The 17,189-nt window shown below is 72.2% G+C and carries 16 protein-coding genes; 8 read left to right on the top strand and 8 right to left on the bottom strand.

The features are described 5' to 3' along the window. The coding region (locus QNO09_RS27680; protein ID WP_283972977.1) for a DUF2510 domain-containing protein at positions 1–1,020 on the bottom strand (1,020 nt) is incomplete at its 3' end. A 244-nt stretch (positions 1,021–1,264) separates the two neighbouring features. Here QNO09_RS27680 and QNO09_RS27685 point away from each other — a divergent pair. After that, entirely contained in the window at positions 1,265–1,675 is a 411-nt protein-coding gene (locus QNO09_RS27685; RefSeq protein WP_283972978.1) for an SsgA family sporulation/cell division regulator, read from the top strand. Between the two features lie 11 nt (positions 1,676–1,686). On the opposite strand, the gene QNO09_RS27690 is transcribed toward QNO09_RS27685, so the two are convergent. After that, a complete protein-coding gene (locus tag QNO09_RS27690; protein ID WP_283972979.1) occupies positions 1,687–3,093 on the bottom strand; it encodes an FAD-binding oxidoreductase in 1,407 nt (468 codons plus the stop codon). A gap of 92 nt (positions 3,094–3,185) precedes the next feature. Here QNO09_RS27690 and QNO09_RS27695 point away from each other — a divergent pair, with 92 nt between their 5' ends. After that, positions 3,186–4,604, top strand: coding sequence for a tetratricopeptide repeat protein (locus QNO09_RS27695; RefSeq protein ID WP_283972980.1), 1,419 nt, complete (start codon positions 3,186–3,188; stop codon positions 4,602–4,604). 51 nt (positions 4,605–4,655) lie between these two features. Here QNO09_RS27695 and hppD read toward each other — a convergent pair whose 3' ends face one another. Further along, positions 4,656–5,801, bottom strand: coding sequence for a 4-hydroxyphenylpyruvate dioxygenase (hppD, locus tag QNO09_RS27700; RefSeq protein WP_283972981.1), 1,146 nt, complete (start codon positions 5,799–5,801; stop codon positions 4,656–4,658). A 123-nt stretch (positions 5,802–5,924) separates the two neighbouring features. Here hppD and QNO09_RS27705 point away from each other — a divergent pair, with 123 nt between their 5' ends. The 6 genes from QNO09_RS27705 to QNO09_RS27730 are packed head-to-tail and all read left to right on the top strand — an operon-like array spanning position 5,925 to position 10,705. Further along, positions 5,925–6,395 carry an Lrp/AsnC family transcriptional regulator gene (locus QNO09_RS27705; protein WP_031140050.1) on the top strand — a complete coding sequence of 157 codons (471 nt, stop codon included), beginning with the start codon at positions 5,925–5,927 and terminating at the stop codon, positions 6,393–6,395. 18 nt (positions 6,396–6,413) lie between these two features. Next, the gene (locus QNO09_RS27710) at positions 6,414–7,061 is read left to right on the top strand and encodes an ABC transporter permease (protein WP_283972982.1); all 648 of its coding nucleotides are present in this window, start codon (positions 6,414–6,416) and stop codon (positions 7,059–7,061) included. Next, the gene (locus QNO09_RS27715) at positions 7,054–8,313 is read left to right on the top strand and encodes a betaine/proline/choline family ABC transporter ATP-binding protein (protein ID WP_283972983.1); all 1,260 of its coding nucleotides are present in this window, start codon (positions 7,054–7,056) and stop codon (positions 8,311–8,313) included. Before QNO09_RS27710 ends, QNO09_RS27715 begins: the two co-directional genes overlap by 8 nt. Then, entirely contained in the window at positions 8,310–9,116 is an 807-nt protein-coding gene (locus tag QNO09_RS27720) for an ABC transporter permease (RefSeq protein ID WP_451524676.1), read from the top strand. The genes QNO09_RS27715 and QNO09_RS27720 overlap by 4 nt, the downstream gene beginning before the upstream one ends. Then, entirely contained in the window at positions 9,113–10,078 is a 966-nt protein-coding gene (locus QNO09_RS27725) for a glycine betaine ABC transporter substrate-binding protein (protein WP_283972984.1), read from the top strand. Before QNO09_RS27720 ends, QNO09_RS27725 begins: the two co-directional genes overlap by 4 nt. Positions 10,079–10,129: 51 nt before the next feature. Next, on the top strand, positions 10,130–10,705 hold the full coding sequence (locus QNO09_RS27730; protein WP_283972985.1) for an ArsR/SmtB family transcription factor: 576 nt from the start codon (positions 10,130–10,132) through the stop codon (positions 10,703–10,705). Between the two features lie 180 nt (positions 10,706–10,885). Here the strand turns inward: QNO09_RS27730 and QNO09_RS27735 are convergent, their stop codons facing one another. From QNO09_RS27735 to QNO09_RS27755, 5 genes are all read right to left on the bottom strand, one after another. After that, entirely contained in the window at positions 10,886–11,677 is a 792-nt protein-coding gene (locus tag QNO09_RS27735) for a S16 family serine protease (RefSeq protein ID WP_283972986.1), read from the bottom strand. 129 nt (positions 11,678–11,806) lie between these two features. Beyond that, positions 11,807–12,448 carry an IclR family transcriptional regulator gene (locus tag QNO09_RS27740; protein ID WP_283972987.1) on the bottom strand — a complete coding sequence of 214 codons (642 nt, stop codon included), beginning with the start codon at positions 12,446–12,448 and terminating at the stop codon, positions 11,807–11,809. A gap of 336 nt (positions 12,449–12,784) precedes the next feature. Further along, the gene (locus tag QNO09_RS27745) at positions 12,785–14,584 is read right to left on the bottom strand and encodes a DEAD/DEAH box helicase (RefSeq protein ID WP_283972988.1); all 1,800 of its coding nucleotides are present in this window, start codon (positions 14,582–14,584) and stop codon (positions 12,785–12,787) included. Positions 14,585–15,090: 506 nt separating this feature from the next. Next, positions 15,091–15,579, bottom strand: coding sequence for a DUF6083 domain-containing protein (locus QNO09_RS27750; protein WP_283972989.1), 489 nt, complete (start codon positions 15,577–15,579; stop codon positions 15,091–15,093). A 159-nt stretch (positions 15,580–15,738) separates the two neighbouring features. Beyond that, a complete protein-coding gene (locus tag QNO09_RS27755) occupies positions 15,739–16,905 on the bottom strand; it encodes an SUKH-4 family immunity protein (RefSeq protein ID WP_283972990.1) in 1,167 nt (388 codons plus the stop codon). Positions 16,906–17,189: the final 284 nt, after the last annotated feature.

Consider the following 17,189-nt stretch of genomic DNA (forward strand, 5'->3'; position numbering starts at 1 on the left):
CTTGCCCACGCCCGGCGCCTGCGCGGCGGCCCGGGCGGCGGCGGCCTTGCCCGCGCCGAAGCCGGGGCCGGACGGACCGCTCGCGGGCCCGGACGCACCGCTCCCGGGGCCGGTCGGCCCGGCCTGCGCGCCGAAGGCGGGCCCCGACGGGGCCCCGACGGGGCCCGCCGATCCGTGTTCACCGCCGAAGGCGGACGCCGCCGCGCCGCCGGCCGGCCCGAAGCCGCCGCCGGCCGCCCCGGCCTGCCCCGCGAAACCGGACGCCGCCGCGCCGCTTCCCGAGACGCCCGAGCCCGCCGGTCCGAATCCGGGGCCGGGGCCGGGGCCGGAGTTGTCGCCTGGACCCACCCCACGGTCCGGACGGCCCGACCCCCCGGGCGGCTTCGAGCCGCCGCCGGCCCGGCCGGTGCGCGAGGACACCGCGCGGAACGTCATCGTGCCGTCGTCCGGGGCATCGGCCGAGGCCCCTCCCCCGGCGTTGCCCGCCGGGCGGCGGAACACGAACGTGCCCTCCCCCGCCGCGGCGTTCGCCTGGCCCGAGGGCGGGAGGTCCGCGGTGCCGTCGGAGCGGGCGGACTCCCCGTCGGGCCGGCGGTCGGCGGGCGGCACCCTCGGGTCGGCACCCGGGGCGCCCTGCCGGTCCGCGCCCTGCGCACCCTGCGGCGCGCCCCACGAGACCCGGCGGTCCTGGTCGCCGCCGAAGCCGGACTGGCGGGAGCGGTCGGCACCCCAGGCGGACGCGGGCTCGGGACGGCTGCCGTGCTGGGCGTCGGCGGCGGACGGCTCCGCGACCGGGTCCTCGTCGAAGAAGTGCGGGCCGGTCTCCTCCACCGGGGCGGGTCGCGCCGCACCCGCCCCGGGCGGCGGCGCGAGCGACTCACCGTCCTTGGGCGCCGGACGGCTGGTGCCCGGCACCCAGGAGGCGCCGTTCCAGTACCGGACATATCCAGGAATGGACGGGTCCGGGTAATACCCTTCGCGGGGCCTGTCGTCACCGGGGGCCGGGGTTGGGGCGCTCATGTCCGTCGTCCCGTATCTGCTCGGGGGCCAAATGGGGGCCTCCACATCTATCAGACGAGCGCCGGCCGCAGCGCCGCTCCCACGGGACCCGCCCCTTTCGAGCACCGATGTGCTACGCACGGCACCGCTCCGGGGGGTCCCCTGCGAAAAAACTTCCGGCAAGGCACGTAATGCCGCGGCCCCTGCCCGCTCTCTCCCCCTGACCAGCCCTCACGGGCAGCCGTCAGGAGAAGGGAACACCGCCATGCACACCGTGGTGGAGCGGGATCTGGAGCTGAACCTCGTCCTGTCGCCGGAGCGCAGGATCCCGGTGCCGGCCCGGCTCGGGTATCTCACCGACGACCCCTACGCCGTCCACGTCACCTTCCACGTCGACTCCGAGCACCCCGTGTACTGGACGTTCGCCCGGGACCTGCTGGCGGAGGGCGTCTTCCGGCCCTGCGGGCAGGGGGACGTGCGGGTGTGGCCGACGAGGACCGAGGGGCGCGGCGTCGTGCTGATGGCGCTGAGCTCACCCGACGGGGACGCCCTGCTGGAGGCCCCGGCGGCGGCGGTGTCGGCCTGGCTGGAAAGGACGCTGCGGGTGGTCCCGCCGGGCACGGAGGGTGAGCAGCTCGGCCTCGACGACGAGCTGGCCCAGCTGCTCGCCCAGTGAGGGCCCGGGCCTCAGAAGAGCTTGCCCGGGTTCAGGATGTTCAGCGGGTCGAAGGCCTGCTTGACGGCCCGCTGCATCTCCATGCCCACGGGGCCGATCTCGCGCGCCAGCCACTCCTTCTTCAGCACGCCGACACCGTGCTCGCCGGTGATGGTGCCACCCAGTTCCAGGCCGAGGCCCATGATCTCGTCGAAGGACTCGCGGGCGCGCCGGGACTCGTCGGGGTCCGCGGGGTCGAAGCAGACCGTCGGATGGGTGTTGCCGTCACCCGCGTGGGCGACGACACCGATGGTGAGCCGGTACTTCTCGGCGATCCGGTCGACGCCTTCGAGCATCTCGGCGAGCCGGGAGCGCGGCACGCACACGTCGTCGATCATCGTCACGCCCTTGACCGCCTCCAGCGCGGTGAGCGACAACCGCCGGGCCTGGAGGAGCAGTTCGGACTCGGCCACGTCGTCGGCGGGGACGACCCGGGTGGCGCCGGCCGCCTCGCACAGCGCGCCGACGGCGGCCAGGTCGGCGGCCGGGGCGGTGGTGTCGAACGCGGCCAGCAGCAGGGCCTCGGTGGTCTCGGGGAGGCCCATGCGCGCCATCGCGTTGACGGCCTTGACCGTCGTACGGTCCATGAGTTCGAGGAGTGACGGGACGTGGCCGCCCTCCATGACGCGGCACACGGCGTCGCACGCGGCTGCCGCGGAGGCGAACTCGGCGGCCAGCACCAGCTGCGCGGGCGGCTTGGGGCGCAGCCCGAGGACGGCCCGGACGACGATGCCGAGCGAGCCCTCGGAGCCGACGAACAGGCGGGTCAGGTCGTACCCGGCGACGCCCTTGGCGGTGCGGCGGCCGGTGGACATCAGGCGTCCGTCCGCGAGGACGACGTCGAGGCCGAGGACGTACTCGGCGGTCACCCCGTACTTCACGCAGCACAGGCCGCCGGAGGCGGTGCCGATGTTGCCGCCGATGGTGCACATCTCCCAGCTGGAGGGGTCCGGCGGGTAGTACAGGCCGTGTTCGCCGACGGCCCGGGACAGGGCGGCGTTGATCACGCCGGGTTCGACGACGGCGACGCGGTCGACCGGGTTGATCTCCAGGATCCGGTCCATCTTCGTCAGGGAGAGCACGATGCAGCCGTCGCAGGCGTTGGCGGCGCCGGACAGGCCGGTGCGGGCACCCTGCGGGACGACCGGGACGCGCAGGGCGGTGGCGGTGCGCATCACGTGCTGCACCTGCTCGGTGGTGCGGGGCAGTACGACGACGGCCGGGGTGCCGGCCGGGCAGAAGCTCGCCATGTCGTGGGCGTAGGAGGCCGTGACGTCGGGATCGGTGAGGACCGCCTCGGCGGGGAGACCGTCGAGCAGGAGGTCGGCCAGACGGGAGGTCGTTTCGTCGCCGGGCGCTTCGATACGGCTCATGATCACAGGTTGGCATCCGGGGCCATCGGTGTGAACCCCGTCGGCGGCACCCTTCACCTGCCCGGGTGTGGTCGTCGTATTGACGCACAGTGACCGTCATGGAGAACGAGCAGGAGGGCCCGGAGCGGCGGAAACGAAGCGCGGGACGCCGCCCGGTGCTGATCGCCTCCGTCGCGGGGTGTGCCGTGCTGGGCGGGGTGCTGGTGTTGCTGCCGTGGGAGCGGGCGACCGAGCCCGCCCCGCCGTCGCCGGGGGCCCTGGCCATGGCCGCGGTGGCCGACGGGGTGCCGGCCGCGCTGCCCGGCCTGGCGGAGCTGATCGACGAGCGGGAGAAGGCCGTGCGGGCACGTCCGCGCGACGCGACGTCCTGGGCGGTGCTCGGGGCGGCCTACGTGGAGCGGGGGCGGCGCCTGGCCGACCCGGCGTACTACCCGCGCGCGGAGCACGCGCTGCGGAGGTCGCTGACGGTGCGCCCGCAGCGCAACACCCGGGCTCTGGCCGGGCTGGCCGCGCTGTCGAACGCCCGCCGGGACTTCCGTGCCGCGCGCCGGTGGGGCGAGGCGGCGCTGAAGCTGGAGCCGCGCCGGTGGACGACGTATCCGCTGCTCATCGACGCCTACACCGGGCTCGGCGAGCACAAGGCGGTCAAGCGGACGCTGGACCGGCTGACCGAACTGCGCTCCGGCCCCGCCGTGCTCGCGCGGGCCGCGGCCGTGTACCGGGACCGGGGCCGGCGGGAGGACGCGGCGGCCTCGCTGGCGGACGCGGCGGCGGGCGCGCGGGCCCCCGCCGAGCGGGCGGCCTACCTGGAGCGGGCCGGGCAGCTGGCCTGGGAGCGCGGGGACCTCGAGGTCGCGCTGCGGCATTTCCGGGAGGCGGTCCGGCTCGACCCCGACCAGCGGGCCGCGCAGGCGGGTCAGGGCCGGGCGCTGGCGGCCCTCGGCCGGACGACCGAGGCCCTGAACGCCTACCGGGTGGCCCTCGCCCGGCAGCCGTGCCCGCGGTACGCCCTGGAACTGGGCGAGTTGTACGAGTCGCTGGGCATGCCGGAAGCGGCCCGGGTGCAGTACGACCTGCTGCGGCAGCGGGTGCGGGCCGCCGCGGCGGGCGGGGCGGACGAGGAGCTGGTGCTGGGCCGGTTCGAGGCCGACCACGGCGATCCGCGGGCGGCGGTGCGGCGGTTGCGGGCGGAGTGGCGGCGCCAGCCCGGGACGGAGGTCGCCGACGCGCTGGGCTGGGCGCTGTACCGGGCCGGGAAGCCGGAGGAGGCCCTGCGGTTCGCGCTGGCGGCGACGGACTCCGAACGCGGGGGCGGGGTGCGCGACGCGGTGTCCATGTACCACCGGGGCGTGATCGAGCGGGAGCTGGAGCGCTACGGCGCGGCCCGCCGGCACCTCGCGGAGGCTCTGCGGATCAACCCGTACTTCTCTCCCCTGCACGCGCGTGCCGCCCGGGAGGCGGCGCGGGAGCTGGGGGAGCCGCCGGACGAGGATGTTCCGGAGATGGCCGGGCCATGAGTTCGTGCGGGTGCCCCGTGACACCCGCACGAGCCCGGTGGGGCGATGGGGTCACAGGTTGCCGCGGCGGTCCTGCTCGCGCTCGATCGCCTCGAACAGGGCCTTGAAGTTGCCCTTGCCGAAGCCCATCGAGCCGTGGCGCTCGATGATCTCGAAGAAGACGGTCGGACGGTCCTGGACCGGCTTGGTGAAGATCTGCAGCAGGTAGCCGTCCTCGTCGCGGTCGGCGAGGATCTTCAGTTCGCGCAGGGTGTCGATGGGGACGCGGGTCTCGCCGACCCACTCCCCGAGCGTGTCGTAGTAGGAGTCGGGCGTGTTGAGGAACTCGACGCCGGCCGCCCGCATCGTGCGGACCGTCTGGACGATGTCGCCCGTGTTGAGGGCGATGTGCTGCACGCCCGCGCCGCCGTAGAACTCCAGGTACTCGTCGATCTGGGACTTCTTCTTGGCGATGGCCGGCTCGTTGATCGGGAACTTGACCTTGAGCGTGCCGTCGGCGACGACCTTCGACATCAGCGCGCTGTACTCGGTGGCGATGTCGTCGCCCACGAACTCCTTCATGTTCGTGAAGCCCATGACCTTGTTGTAGAAGCCGACCCACTCGTTCATGCGGCCGAGCTCGACGTTGCCGACGCAGTGGTCGATCGCCTGGAAGGTGCGCTGGGCGGGCGGCTCGACCATCGGCTGGGCCGCGACGTAGCCGGGCAGGTAGGGGCCGTCGTAGCCGGAGCGCTCGACGAGGGTGTGCCGGGTCTCGCCGTAGGTGGCGATGGCGGCCAGGACGACCGTGCCGTGCTCGTCCTTCCGCTCGTACGGCTCGGCGACCGAGCGGGCGCCGTGCTCCAGGGCGTAGGCGTAGGCGGCGCGCGCGTCCGGGACCTCGATGGCGAGGTCGACGACGCCGTCGCCGTGCTCGGCCACGTGCTGCGCGAGGAAGTGGCCCCACTCGGTGGAGGGCTTGATGACCGAGGTGAGGACGAAGCGGGCGGAGCCGTTCTCCAGCACGTAGCTCGCGGTCTCGCGGCTGCCGTTCTCCGGTCCGGAGTAGGCGACCAGCTTCATGCCGAAGGCGGTGGAGTAGTAGTGCGCCGCCTGCTTGGCGTTGCCCACGGCGAAGACGACCGCGTCCATTCCCTTGACCGGGAAGGGGTCGGCCTGCCGGGCGGTGTCGGGAGTGTGGTGTGTGGTCTGCGTCATAGCCGCAGGGTCTCCCCGACCGGCAAGGTGCGCAATAGTTTGCGTTTTTGCTGGGCAATCTGTTCAGCATTACGGCCGTATCGGCGGCCCTTCTGTACAGGATGACCATGCCGGGAGGCTGCTGTGGCGATCGATCATCTGGACGGCCGGATCATCCTGCTGCTCGCCAGGGAACCGCGGATCGGGGTGCTGGAGATGTCCCGGCGGCTGGGTGTGGCACGCGGCACCGCGCAGGCCCGGCTGGACCGGCTTCAGTCGAACGGAGTCATCCGGGGGTTCGGTCCGCAGGTGGATCCGGCCGCGCTCGGCTACCCGGTCACGGCGTTCGCGACGTTGCAGATCCGGCAGGGGCAAGGGGCCGACGTACGGGCCCACTTGGCGACCGTGCCGGAGGTGCTGGAGCTGCACACGACCACCGGCACCGGGGACATGCTCTGCCGGCTCGTGGCCCGCTCGAACGCCGATCTCCAGCGTGTGATCGACCGGGTCGTCGGTTTTGATGGCATCGTCCGGGCCTCCACGGCGATCGTCATGGAGAACCCCGTTCCGCTGCGGATCATCCCGCTCGTGGAGCAGGCCGCGGAGGAGACCTGAGTCGTGGGGTGAGCGCGTGTGAACTTCTGGGAGTACCTGGTCAACCGGCACCAGCAGCTGCTCGCGGACGCCTACCAGCATGCGAGCGCCGTCTTCCAGTGCATGGTCGTGGCGACCGTGCTCGGGGTGCTGATCGGCATCGCCGGCTACCGCAGCGAGTGGGCCGGGAACCTCGCGACCACGACCACCGCCACCATCCTGACCGTGCCGGCGCTCGCCCTGATCGGCCTGCTCATCCCCGTCGTGGGCCTCGGCGTGCCGCCCACGGTGATCGCGCTGACGCTGTACGGGCTGCTGCCGGTGGTGCGCAACGCGATCGTCGGGTTGCGCGGCGTCGACCCGACACTGGTGGACGCCGCCACGGGCATCGGCATGTCCCGGCCGGCCCGGCTGCTGCGGGTCGAGCTGCCGCTGGCCTGGCCGCCGATCCTGACCGGCATCCGGGTCTCCACCCAGATGCTGATGGGCATCGCGGCCATCGCGGCGTACGCCTCCGGGCCCGGTCTCGGCAACGTCATCTTCCGCGGCCTCGCCTCGCTGGGCAGCGCCAACGCGCTCAACCAGGTCCTCGCGGGGACGCTCGGCATCATCGTCCTGGCGTTGCTGTTCGACGCCGCGTACGTCCTGCTCGGACGGCTGACCATTCCCAGGGGGATCCGTGCCTGAGACCGGCGACCACGGTGCCTCCATCGAGCTGGAGGGCCTGACCAAGCGCTACCCCGGCAGTGCGCGGCCGGCGGTGGACAACGTGAGCATGGAGATCAAGGCGGGCGAGGTCGTCGTGTTCGTCGGCCCGTCGGGCTGCGGGAAGTCGACCACCCTCAAGATGATCAACCGCCTGATCGAGCCGACCGGCGGCCGCATCCGCATCGGCGGCGAGGACGTCACCGACATGGACCCGGTCAAGCTGCGCCGCAAGGTGGGTTACGCCATCCAGTCCGCCGGGCTCTTCCCGCACATGACGGTCTCCCAGAACATCGGGATCGTCCCGAAGATGATCGGCTGGCCCAAGGCACGGATCAAGCAGCGGACGGAGGAGCTGCTCGACCTCGTGGGCCTGGACCCCGGGGAGTTCCGCGGCCGCTACCCGCGTCAGCTGTCCGGCGGGCAGCAGCAGCGCGTGGGCGTGGCCCGGGCCCTGGCCGCCGATCCCCCGGTGCTGCTGATGGACGAGCCGTTCGGGGCGGTGGACCCCATCACCCGGGAGCACCTCCAGGACGAGCTGATCCGGCTGCAGCACGAACTGCACAAGACGATCGTCTTCGTCACCCACGACTTCGACGAGGCGATCAAGATCGGTGACCGGATCGCGGTGCTGCGCGAGCGGTCGCACATCGCGCAGTTCGACACCCCCGAGGCGATCCTGACCAACCCGGCGGACGACTTCGTGTCCGGGTTCGTGGGGGCCGGTGCGGCGCTGAAGCGGCTGAACCTGACCCGGGTACGGGACGTGGAGATCACCGACTATCCGACGGTCACGGTCGACGACCCGTTGCAGCAGATCTTCAACCGGCTGCGCACCAGCGGCAGCAACGAGATCCTGCTGCTCGACCGGCGCGGACGCCCCTACAAGTGGCTGCGGCGCGGCGATCTGATGCGGGCCCGGGGCTCGCTGGCCCGCGCCGGGACCCTGGTGCACGACACCGTCACCCGGGACGCGACCCTGCGGGACGCCCTGGAGGCCGTGCTCACCGACAACGCCGGGCGGGTGGCGGTGACCGGGCGGCGCGGCGAGTACACGGGCGTCGTCGACATGGAGACCCTCATGAACTCCGTGCACGAGATGCTGGAGGCCGACCGGCTCGACGCGATGGAGCACCAGCACGAGCTGGAGTCGCTGCGGGCCTCCCAGACGCACGCGGAGCAGGAGGGGGCCCCGGGCCCGGCGGCCTTGAGCGGCCCGGGAGGAGAACGGTGACCGCCACGGAGGTCGTGGAGACCTCCGAGCCTCCGGAGGAGGCTGAGGCGCCCCCACCGGAGCGCCGGCCCGCCCGCCTCACCTGGCAGAAGCTGACGTTCCTGCCGGTCGTCCTGATCGCCGTACTGCTCGCCACCTGGCTGTGGTTCCAGCAGGCCGACCTGGACGCGCTCACCCGCAACGCCCTGTCGGGCGACCAGGTGAGCAAGGCGCTCTGGCAGCACATCCAACTGACCGTGATCTCCACGTTCTTCGTGCTCGTCATCGCGATCCCGCTGGGCATCCTGCTGACCCGCGGGGCGGTGAGCAGGGCCACCCCGGTGGCGATGGCCTTCGCCAACACGGGTCAGGCGACCCCGGCGATCGGCCTGCTGGCCCTCCTGGTGATCTGGCTGGGCATCGGCCGCAGGGCCGCCCTGATCGGCATCATCGCCTACGCCATCCTGCCCGTGCTCTCCAACACGATCACCGGCCTGAAGGCGAACGACCCGACCCTGCTGGAGGCGGCCCGGGGCATCGGCATGTCCCCGCTGGGGGTGCTGGCGCGAGTGGAACTCCCCCTGGCCGTCCCGCTGATCCTCGCGGGTGTGCGCACGGCCCTCGTCCTGAACGTCGGTACGGCGACCCTGGCGGTCTTCGGCGGGGGCGGCGGCCTCGGCGTGCTGATCACGACCGGCATCACCAACCAGCGGATGCCGGTGCTCGTGCTGGGATCGGTCCTCACGGTGGTGCTGGCGCTGCTGGTGGACTGGCTGGCGTCGATCGCCGAACTGCTGCTGCGACCGCGGGGGCTGCGGCCATGAGGCGGCGTACGTGCCTGTCGGCGGCGGGCCTGCTGCTGACGGCGGCCGGCTGCGGACTGACCAGCGGCTCCCCCTTGACCGACGATGTGGAGCCGGGCTCGATCGGCCGGGGTGAGCCGCTGAAGGGCGCACAGCTGACGGTGACGTCGAAGTCGTTCACCGAGCAGCTCATCCTCGGCTCGATCATGGGCATCGCGTTCGAGGCGGCCGGCGCCGACGTCATCGACCGCACCGGCATCCAGGGTTCCCTCGGCAGCCGCGAGGCGGTGCGCAAGGGCGACGCGGACGCCGGATACGAGTACACGGGCACGGCCTGGATCACGTACCTCGGACACAGCGAGCCGATCGCCGACCCGCAGGCGCAGTGGGAGGCCGTGAAGAAGGAGGACGCGGGCAACGGGCTGGTCTGGCTGCCGCCCTCGGAGCTGGACAACACGTACGCGCTGGCGACGAACCAGCGGAACGCGAAGAAGTACGGCGTGAAGACCATGTCCGACGTGGCGAGGCTGGCGGAGTCCGACCCGGAGGCCGTGAAGCTGTGCGTGGAGGTCGAGTTCGCGAACCGGGCGGACGGGTTGCCGGGCATGCAGAAGGCCTACGGCATGAACGTGCCCGCCCGGAACATCACCCAGATGGACACCGGCATCATCTACACCCAGACCGACACCGGCACTTGCACGTTCGGCGAGGTGTTCACCACCGACGGGCGCATCAAGTCCATGAACCTCGCGGTCATGGCGGACGACAGGGAGTTCTTCCCCCACTACAACGCCGCGCCGATGATCAACGCCAAGTCGCTGAAGGAGTGGCCGGCGATCGCGGAGGTCCTGAACCCGGTGACGGCGAAGCTCGACAACTCCGTGGCGCGGACGCTGAACGCGAAGGTGGACGTGGACGGGGAGGACCCCCATCAGGTGGCGCTGGACTGGCTGGTGGAGGAGGGGTTCGTCAAGGAGGGATGAGTTACAAAGAAGTCGTTGCAAAGAGAGCTTTGCAACGCTACCTTTGCATGCATGCCCGACGAACCGGCTCCCCGCCTTCTCGACGCCCGCTCCCTGCGCGGCCTGGCTCATCCCCTGCGGATGCAGCTGCTGATCGCACTACGCCGCGGCGGTCCCGCCACGGCCTCCGGCCTGGCGGAGAAACTCGGCGAGTCGAGCGGTGCGACCAGCTACCACCTACGGCAACTCGCCGCGCACGGTTTCGTCGCCGACGACCCGGAGCGGGGCAAGGGGCGGGAGCGGTGGTGGAAGGCGGTCGACCGGGGCGTGCAACTCGACGAGACCCTGATCAAGGACCCGGACCCGGCCGTGCGGGGAGCCGTCGCCCTGTTCCGGTACGAGCTCGCCGACGTGCACACCCGGGAGGTCGCGACCTGGCTCGGCAACACGAGTGAGTGGGGTGAGGAATGGGACGGCGCCACGGACCTCAGCGACTTCACTCTGCAGCTCACTCCCGAACTCGCACGTGAGCTGGTCGGCAAGATGCACGACCTCATCCAGAGCTACCGCCCCCTGCCCGAAGGCACACCGGACGCCGAAACGGTACGCGTCCACACGCACGTCTTCCCCAGCCAGACGACGTTGTGAAAGGCCATCACCCATGCACCCGGACATCCACCTCACCCTGCACCACGCCCGCGCCGCCGAACTCCGCGCCGAGGCCGGACCCCGTCCGGCGCGCCGTCCCGACCTTCGTACGCGTCTGGGCTGGACCCTCGTGGAAATGGGGTTAAGACTCGCCACCCGGCCCGGAACGGCCACCGCCCACTAACAACTCGGCACGGACCCCTTGCCCGTCTCCAGGGCCACCAGGGAACTCACCGTGCCCTTGAGGGTGGTCACCGGAATCAGCCGCAGGCCCTTCGGCAGCTCGGCGCGCGCGTCCCCGCACTCCGCCTTCGGCACCAGGAACACCGTCGCACCGTCCCGCTTCGCGGCCTGCGTCTTGAGGGCGACGCCCCCCACCGCACCGACCCGGCCGGTCGCGTCGATCGTGCCCGTACCGGCGATGACCCGGCCGCCCGTGAGATCGCCGCCCGTGCCGTCGCCGTCGAGCTTGTCGATGATCCCGAGGGAGAACAGCAGCCCCGCACTGGGCCCGCCCACGTCCGCGAGCTTCAGGCTGACCTCGATGTCCTTGCCGTCGAGACCGAGGTACCCCAGCGCGGCCCGCGTCGCCGCGTCCTGGGACTCCTTCATCTGCTTCTCGTTGTGCCGCTCGATCTCCTTGACGCTGTTCCCGCTCGGGTAGACGGAGTCGCGCGGCATGACCGCCTGGTCGGTGCGGAACCAGCCGTCGACGACGTCGAGGAGCGAGACGCGGGTGCCCGGGGAGGTCGCCTCGATGGTGGTCATCCGCAGCTGGCCTGGGGTGTCCCGGACCGGCGCCCCGGAGATGGTGATCACCTCCGTGCCCTTGTTCTCGCCCAGCACGTTCGCCGTCAGCCCCGGCTGCGCCACCGAGAACGGCAGCGGTGCGAACACCGCCGTGGCGAACAGGGCCACGACGGGCAGGGCGCAGACGGCGACGGCCTGGGGGCGCGTGAGGCGAGAGAACACAGGATCAATCTAACGCGGGCGTGCGGTACACCCGGGGTCAGGGCGTCGGAGGCCCTCTTCCCGGTACGCCCGGGATCAGGGCGTCGGGGCCCTCTTCCGCGACCCGGCCAGGCGGCCGAGCGGCGTCCGTCAGCGCAGCGCCTCCGCGACCTCCCGGGCCGCGTCGACGACCCGCGGTCCCACCCGCTCCGGCACCGCCTCGGCCAGCATCACCACGCCCACACTGCCCTCGACGCCCGTCACGCCCAGCAGCGGCGCCGCCGCCCCGCACGCGCCCGCCTCCAGCTCCCCGTGGGTCAGGGTGTAACCGGGGCCGGCCATCGGGTGCTGCCGGGCCCCGAGGATCGCCTTGCCGGCGGCGCCCCGGTCCAGAGGGTGGCGGAACCCGGCCCGGTAGGCGACGTGATAGTCCGTCCAGGTCGGTTCCACGACGGCCACCGCGAGCGCGTCCGCGCCGTCGACCAGGGTCAGATGCGCCGTCGCGCCGATGTCCTCGGCCAGCGATCGCAGCGCCGGCATCGCGGCCTCCCGCACCAGCGGATGGACCTGCCGCCCCAGCCGCAGCACCCCGAGGCCGACCCGGGCACGTCCTCCGAGGTCACGGCGTATGAGGGCGTGCTGTTCCAGCGTGGCGAGCAACCGGTACACGACGGTCCGGTTCACCCCGAGCCGGAGCGAGAGTTCGGTCACGGTGAGCCCGTGGTCCGTGTCGGCGAGCAGCTTGAGGACACGCAGTCCCCGGTCGAGCGTCTGAGAGGTCTCCGCGGTCACGACGCCCACTCCTTAGTGGTGAGGTCGGCGGCCCCTCGGTCGGCGGATGCGTCACCGAGTCCCGTCGGTCACGCGCTTCAGAGGCCGCCGATCGGCCGGCGGCCCGGCCTGTCCGGACCGCGTCGCTTCACGGCTGCGCTCCGCGGCGGCGCTGCCACGGGGCGTGTGCGTAGCCGGACAGTAGCGAAGCAGGTTCGCTCAGCGGAAGCCTCCGTCCAGAATCCGGGCACGGTCCGGTGTGGAGTGCTTCTGTTTGGGGCGGTATGCGCGCCCCGAAGGGGCGCGGGGAACTGCGCGACCAGCCACACACAACCCGCGGACGACACCACAGGGGCGTCACTTCATCCGGGTCGCCCACTCCTGCACCTTGGCGATCCGCTGCTTCAACTGCCCCGCCGTCGCCTCAGCCGCCGGAGGCCCCCCGCACACGCGCCGCAGCTCCGTGTGGATCACGCCGTGCGGCTTGCCGCTCTGGTGGACGTACGCGCCGACCATCGTGTTGAGCTGCCGCCGCAGCTCCATCATCTCCTTGTGGGAGACCACCGGCCGCCGCTCGGCCGGCACTTCGAGCAGGTCGGCTTCCTCGTCCGGCTTCTTGCGGCTGTGCGCGATCTGCCGGGCCTGCCGCTTCTGCAGCAGCAGCTGCACCTGGTCGGGCTCCAGCAGCCCCGGGATGCCGAGGTAGTCCTGCTCCTCCTCGCTGCCCGGGTGGGCCTGCATGCCGAACTCGGCGCCGTTGTACATGACCCGGTCGAAGACGGCCTCGGACTCGAGGGCCTCGAAGGAGAACTGCTCCTGCTCGCCGGTGTCCTCGTCCTGCTCCCGGTTCGCCTCGTCCATCTCCTTCTCGGACTCGGCGTACGGGTCCTCCTCGCCCCCCTTCTTGGGCTTGTCCAGGACGTGGTCGCGCTCGCGTTCCATCTCGTTGGCGAAGGAGAGCAGGTCGGGCACGGTCGGCAGGAACACCGAGGCGGTCTCACCGCGCCGCCGGGACCGCACGAAACGCCCGACGGCCTGCGCGAAGAAGAGCGGCGTGGAGATGGTGGTGGCGTACACGCCCACCGCCAGGCGCGGTACGTCGACGCCCTCGGACACCATCCGCACCGCGACCATCCACCGGTCGTTGTTCGCGCTGAACTCGTCGATCCGCTCGGAGGCGCCGGAGTCGTCGGACAGCACGAGGGTGGCCTTGCTGCCGGTGATGTCCCGGATGAGCTTGGCGTAGGCGCGCGCCGAGTCCTGGTCGGAGGCGATGACGAGGGCGCCGGCGTCCGGGATGGCCTTCCTGACCTCGGTCAGCCGCTGGTCGGCCGCCCGCAGCACGGAGGGCATCCACTCACCGCGCGGGTCGAGGGCGGTCCGCCAGGCCTGGCTGACGGCGTCCTTGGTCATGGGCTCGCCGAGACGGGCGGCGATCTCGTCACCGGCCTTGGTGCGCCAGCGCATGTTGCCGCTGTAGGAGAGGAAGATGACCGGCCGGACGACGTTGTCGGCGAGCGCGTTGCCGTAGCCGTAGGTGTAGTCGGCCGCCGACCGGCGGATGCCGTCGTTGCCCTCCTCGTACGTGACGAAGGGGATGGGGTTGGTGTCGGACCGGAAGGGTGTACCGGTCAGCGCGAGCCGGCGGGTGGCGGGCTCGAACGCCTCCAGGCAGGCCTCACCCCAGGACTTGCTGTCACCGGCGTGGTGGATCTCGTCGAGGATGACGAGGGTCTTGCGCTGCTCGACGCGGTTGCGGTGCAGCATGGGCCGGACGCCGACACCGGCGTACGTCACGGCGACCCCGTGGTACTCCCGGCCGAGCGGCCCGGCACTGTACTCCGGGTCGAGCTTGATCCCTATCCGGGCGGCGGCCTCGGCCCACTGCTTCTTCAGGTGCTCGGTCGGGGCCACCACGGTCACCTGCTGCACGACGTGGTGGTGAAGCAGCCAGGAGGCCAGCGTCAGCGCGAAGGTCGTCTTGCCGGCGCCGGGGGTGGCGACCGCCAGGAAGTCCCGCGGCTGCTCCTGGATGTACCTCTCCATCGCACCCTGCTGCCAGGCGCGGAGCTTGCTGGCGGTACCCCAGGGGGCGCGGCCGGGGAACGCCGGGGACAGGTGGTGCGAGGCAGTGCTGGTGCCGGCGGTGGTAGTCACGGTCTCCGTTGGGGGTCGGGCGGCTCGTTCGAGGGAGCCTGACGGCTCGGCTACGTATGACAACCGGGCCACCCTACCGGCGTCCCGAGCCCACCCATGCGCGGACCGGGCCGGGTCACCGGTGGGTGGGACCGACGTCACAACCCCCGCAAGCGCCCCGCGATCCTCCCGACCTCCGCCTCGGCCCCGGAGGCCACGTCGACGACCAGCGCGTAGGCCGCGGTCCACCCCGGCCGGGTCGACGCCGTTGCGCAGAGGCTACGGTCCGTCCGCCGTCGTCTGCCGTCTGCCGTCTACCGCCTGCCGTCCGCCGTCCGCCCCGGATCTACGGTCGTCGTTCCCGCAGCCGTGTCGACACCCAGGCTCCGGCCAGTGCCACCAGCGCGACACGACCGTGTGCGCCGAGTGGTCGGGGCTCGCCTGCGCTGTGTCCGTCAGCGAGCTCCGCTCGGCGGGGAGTCACGTGGGTTCGGATCTCGCCACGGCCCCCACGGGAAAGTCCGGCGTCAGCCGGCGTCCGGAAGTGCTGCCGGGTCCCTTTCCTCGTCGGCCTTTTGTCCCGCTCTGCGCGCGTTCTCCGCGCGTGCGGCCTCCGGCCGGCGCCAGAGGCCGGCTTCCTCCAGGCTCAGGCCGGGGCAGGTGATGCGGTGCGGTACGCGGCACACGGCTCCTGGCGCGGGCTCGTCCTGGCGGCTGTTCCATGCCGTGCCGTTGGAGTCCACGTACCAGCGATGCCAGGCGGGCACCATGTGCGCCGGCAGCCGCATGTCCGGTTCGAGGAGGATGTGCCGGCCGTAGTAGGTGGCACGCCGTTCACCGGACAGTCCGCAGTGCGGGCAGAGGGGCGGAGCGGGCGGCTCGGGCCCGGTGGCGCCTTCCCTCACGGCCTGGGCCCGGTCGGTCTTCTCCCACGGCTGTGGCGCGCCCGGTGGCCGCTGCCGGTGGCCGTCCGGGTCGGGCAACGGGATGATGCTCCATTCGCCTGTGTCCCCCATGGGCGGAGCATGAGCGCGGGTCCGGGACGGGGGGAAGGGCGCGTTCAAGGCGCAACGGGGCAATCCGCCAGGGGTGTCCGGGCCCGTGTCACCGCTGGGGGTAGTCGCACACAACCCCGAATGCCTGTCAGGTGTCCAGGACGCCTGACGGCAGAGCCCTCAGAGCACCCCGCCTGCCTCGTCCTGGAACGCGACCGTCCAGTAGTGGCGTACCGTTCCGGCCGCGGTCACGCCCGTCGGGTCGACCGTCGACAGGACCTGGAGCATCGTCATGGCGAGCTGGTCGTAGGTGTCGGTCGTCAGCTCGTGGGACGACTGGGCGTCTATCGCGCGCTCGCGGTGCAGGAGCCAGAGCGTGAAGGCGAGGGTCGACACGTCCGTGTTGAGCGGGTACAGCGTCGCCTCGGGTTCGCTCCAGTTGAGGACCGCGCCCGTCGCGCCGTCGACGACCAGGCTGTTGTCCTCGACCAGGTGGCCCAGGCGGATCAGGCGGTGCGCTCCGGCGGGGAGTTGGACCGGGATCTCGCTGTCGGCGTAGTACTCGGCGAGCGTCGCCAGGGGGACGTCCGTGTCCAGGGAGAAGACGTGTGCGTCCTCCGGGAGGCCCACCTCGCGCAGGAACCGGCGGGTCGGCTCGTGCGTGAGGGTCGCGGGGAAGTCGACGTCCTCGAAGCGCGCCACCTTGCCGGGGCCGAACTCCTGGTCCAGGAGGCGGTGCGGGAGGTCCAGGGAGAGGCCGGACGTGCCGCCCCGCCCCGCCACCAGGGACAGGGGGCGGATCAGTGCCGCCATCTTCCAGAACGGGGCCGGTTCGCCGTCCGCGCCGTCGCGGAACACCGCCAGCAGGTGCTGAGACGCCTCCGCCACCGCCTTGGGGCCGTAGCGGCCCGCGTAGGAGGCGAACTGCCCGCGCAGGCCCGCCAGTTCGTCCGTGGCCTCCGCGAAGCGGACCAGCGTCCGCAAGGAGGGGGCCAAGGGGCGGCGGTCCATCACACCGGGGCGGTCGTGCAGGACGTACGCCGTCGAGACCTCGCCCGTCGCGCCGTCGAGCAGGACCGACTCCGTCTCCAGGCCGCCGGGGCCCAGTAGTCCGCCTATCACCAACTGCTCGCGCAGCTCCGCCGAGAGACGGTCGTCCGGGTCGGCCGTGGAGTCGGCGACCGTGCGCAGGCCTTCGCGGCTCAGCTCCGCGAAGCTCAGCACACCGCTGTCGCAGGGCAGTCCGGGGCCGGTCAGCCAGTGCCGCGTGGACGCGTGCGTCACCCACGGGTCCAGCTCGGACTCGGTCAGGGTGATCACCGCGCAACCGGCGTCGGTCATACTCATGGGCTCCCCCGCATGTGCTTGCTCACCGCCCCCTGACGGAGCACGGCAGACCGCCCGGCCCAGCCCGGCAGCCGTTCCCCACTGCCCAGAACAGTACGCCCCACCACTGACAACGCCCCGGAACAGCGACGCGCGCCCGACGACCACGCCGCGTCACCTCACAAGACGCTCAGAGCACCCCCGCGCGTTCCCTTTCCGCCGAAATCGCTTTCTTCCCTGGCGTCGCGTCGGTTCCACGCGGGCGGAGCGGAGTCCGGTGCGCGGGGTGTGGGCCTGCGGGCCCC

It is taken from the genome of Streptomyces sp. 378 (genome assembly GCF_030124145.1).
GTDB lineage: Bacteria > Actinomycetota > Actinomycetes > Streptomycetales > Streptomycetaceae > Streptomyces.